This window comes from Maritalea sp. (assembly GCF_051251695.1).
Classification (GTDB): domain Bacteria; phylum Pseudomonadota; class Alphaproteobacteria; order Rhizobiales; family Devosiaceae; genus Maritalea.
In genome coordinates, this window is the sequence record NZ_JBPOEU010000085.1 from 1 (window position 1) to 2,573 (window position 2,573).

The following is a 2,573-nucleotide window of genomic DNA, read 5'->3' on the forward strand; positions in this document are numbered from 1 at the left end:
CTTGGGTGTCAATACGACACTTCACCGGCACACTCACCTGCTCACCGTTTTTGCGGGTAATGTTTAGGGTCATTTGTGCACCCGGCTTACGCTCACCTAAAACATCATAGGTTTCACTGCCATCTATCTTGTACGTGTGACGGTTATCACCCGGCATAAACTCCAGCGGTAATACGCCCATACCAATCAAGTTAGTACGGTGAATACGCTCAAAACCTTCTGCCACAATCACTTCAACACCTGCTAAGCGGACGCCTTTGGCTGCCCAGTCACGCGATGAGCCCTGACCATAATCCGCACCCGCCACAATAATCAGTGGCTGCTTACGCTGCATGTAGGTTTCAATCGCTTCCCACATACGCATTTCAGTCCCTTGTGGCTCTAAACGCGTTAGCGAGCCTTGTTTGACCTTACTTTGCCCGTCAGCACCTACCTCTCGCACCATTTCATTGAACAGTTTAGGGTTAGCAAATGTTGCGCGCTGAGCGGTTAAATGGTCGCCCCTGTGGGTCGCATAAGAGTTAAAGTCTTCCTCGGGTAATCCCATTTTGTGCAAATAGGCACCTGCCGCGCTGTTGAGCTGAATCGCATTTGAAGGCGATAAGTGATCCGTAGTGATATTGTCACCCAATACTGCCAATGGGCGTAAGCCCTTCATAGAACGCTCGCCGGCTAGGGCCCCTTCCCAATAAGGAGGGCGACGAATATAAGTACTTTGTGGGCGCCAGTCGTATTGAGGGTTAATGTGCGCGCCGTATTCCACTTTTAAATCAAACATGGGCTCGTACACTTTACGAAACTGCTCAGGTTTAACACTGGCTTTGACTACCGCATCAATCTCTTCGTCGGTAGGCCAAATATCTTTTAGCGTTACTGGATTACCGTTTTTATCATGGCCTAAAATATCCCGTTCAATATCAAAACGAATTGTACCGGCAATAGCGTATGCCACGACTAAAGGCGGTGACGCCAAAAATGCTTGCTGCGCATAAGGGTGAATACGCCCATCAAAGTTACGGTTACCCGACAACACAGCCGTTGTGTATAGGTCGCGATCGGTAATTTCTTTTTGGATCACTGGGTCAAGGGCGCCGCTCATGCCGTTACAAGATGTACACGCAAATGCCACCACCCCAAAACCGAGTTGTTCTAGCTCAGGCAATAATTTGGCGTCTTCTAAATACAGTTGCACCGCTTTTGAGCCCGGCGCCAAAGAGCTTTTCACCCAAGGCTTGCGCGTTAAGCCGAGTTTGTTGGCATTGCGAGCAATTAAGCCAGCGGCCACCATGTTGCGAGGGTTACTGGTATTAGTACAACTGGTGATAGCCGCGATGATCACCGCGCCATCAGGCATTTTGCCTTCTTCGTTTTCTACCACGCCGCTGATACCGCGTTGGGCCAATTCAGAGGTGGGTACACGGCTATGGGGATTTGACGGCCCAGCAATATTGCGCCCGATAGTCGATAAATCAAATGTAAGTACACGCTCATACTCAGCGGTTTCAAGGCTATCTGCCCATAGACCAGTGTGTTTTGCGTAGGTTTCAACCAGTTTCACTTGCTCGTCGTCACGCCCGGTTAGGGTCAAATAATCGATGGTTTGACGGTCAATATAGAACATGGCCGCGGTCGCACCGTACTCTGGAGTCATGTTCGAAATGGTGGCTCTGTCACCCAACGTCAGGTGCTTAGTGCCTTCGCCGTAAAACTCTAAGTACGACGACACGACTTTTTCTTTGCGCAAAAATTCGGTCAATGCCAACACCACATCTGTGGCGGTGATCCCTGCCTGCGGGCGTCCAGTTAGCTCAACGCCGATAATATCCGGCAGGCGCATATACGATGCGCGCCCTAACATAACGCTTTCTGCTTCAAGGCCACCCACACCAATCGACATCACCCCAAGGGCATCGACCATAGGCGTGTGGCTGTCAGTGCCCACTAACGTGTCCGGAAAGGCAACGCCGTTAAGCTTTTGCACCACAGGGGACATACGCTCAAGATTAATTTGATGCAAAATGCCGTTACCCGATGGAATAACATCGACGTTTTTAAACGAGGTTTTGGTCCATTGAATAAAATGAAAGCGGTCTTCATTACGTCTGTCTTCTACCGCGCGATTTTTCTCAAACGCGTTTTTATCAAAACCACCGTACTCAACAGCCAATGAGTGATCCACCACCAACTGCGTGGGCACCACTGGGTTCACTTTTGACGGGTCACCGCCTTTTTCAGCGATAGCATCTCGTAAGCCGGCTAAATCAACCAATGCCGTTTGCCCGAGAATATCGTGGCACACCACGCGTGCAGGAAACCAAGGAAAGTCTAAGTCACGCTTGCGATCAATTAATTGCTTCAACGAATCGGTTAACTGCTCAGGAGCACAGCGTCTGACCAAGTTTTCAGCGAGCACCCGTGAGGTATAAGGTAGTTTGGCATAAGCACCTGGGGTAATCGCATCAACAGCTGCTTGGGTGTCGAAATAGTCCAGCTTGGTGCCTGGAAGAGGTTTACGGTAATCGGTATTCATAGCGGTCCTTAAATACGAGAGTAACAACGCGCCAGTCATAACC

At 49.9% G+C, this 2,573-nt stretch carries 1 protein-coding gene; it reads right to left on the minus strand.

What is annotated here, in order from left to right; all coding sequences use genetic code 11:
• Positions 1–2,530: Fe/S-dependent 2-methylisocitrate dehydratase AcnD (gene acnD, locus ACSHWX_RS18210; protein ID WP_435669629.1), on the minus strand; the 2,530-nt coding region annotated here is incomplete at its 3' end.
• Between the last annotated feature and the right edge of the window lie 43 nt (positions 2,531–2,573).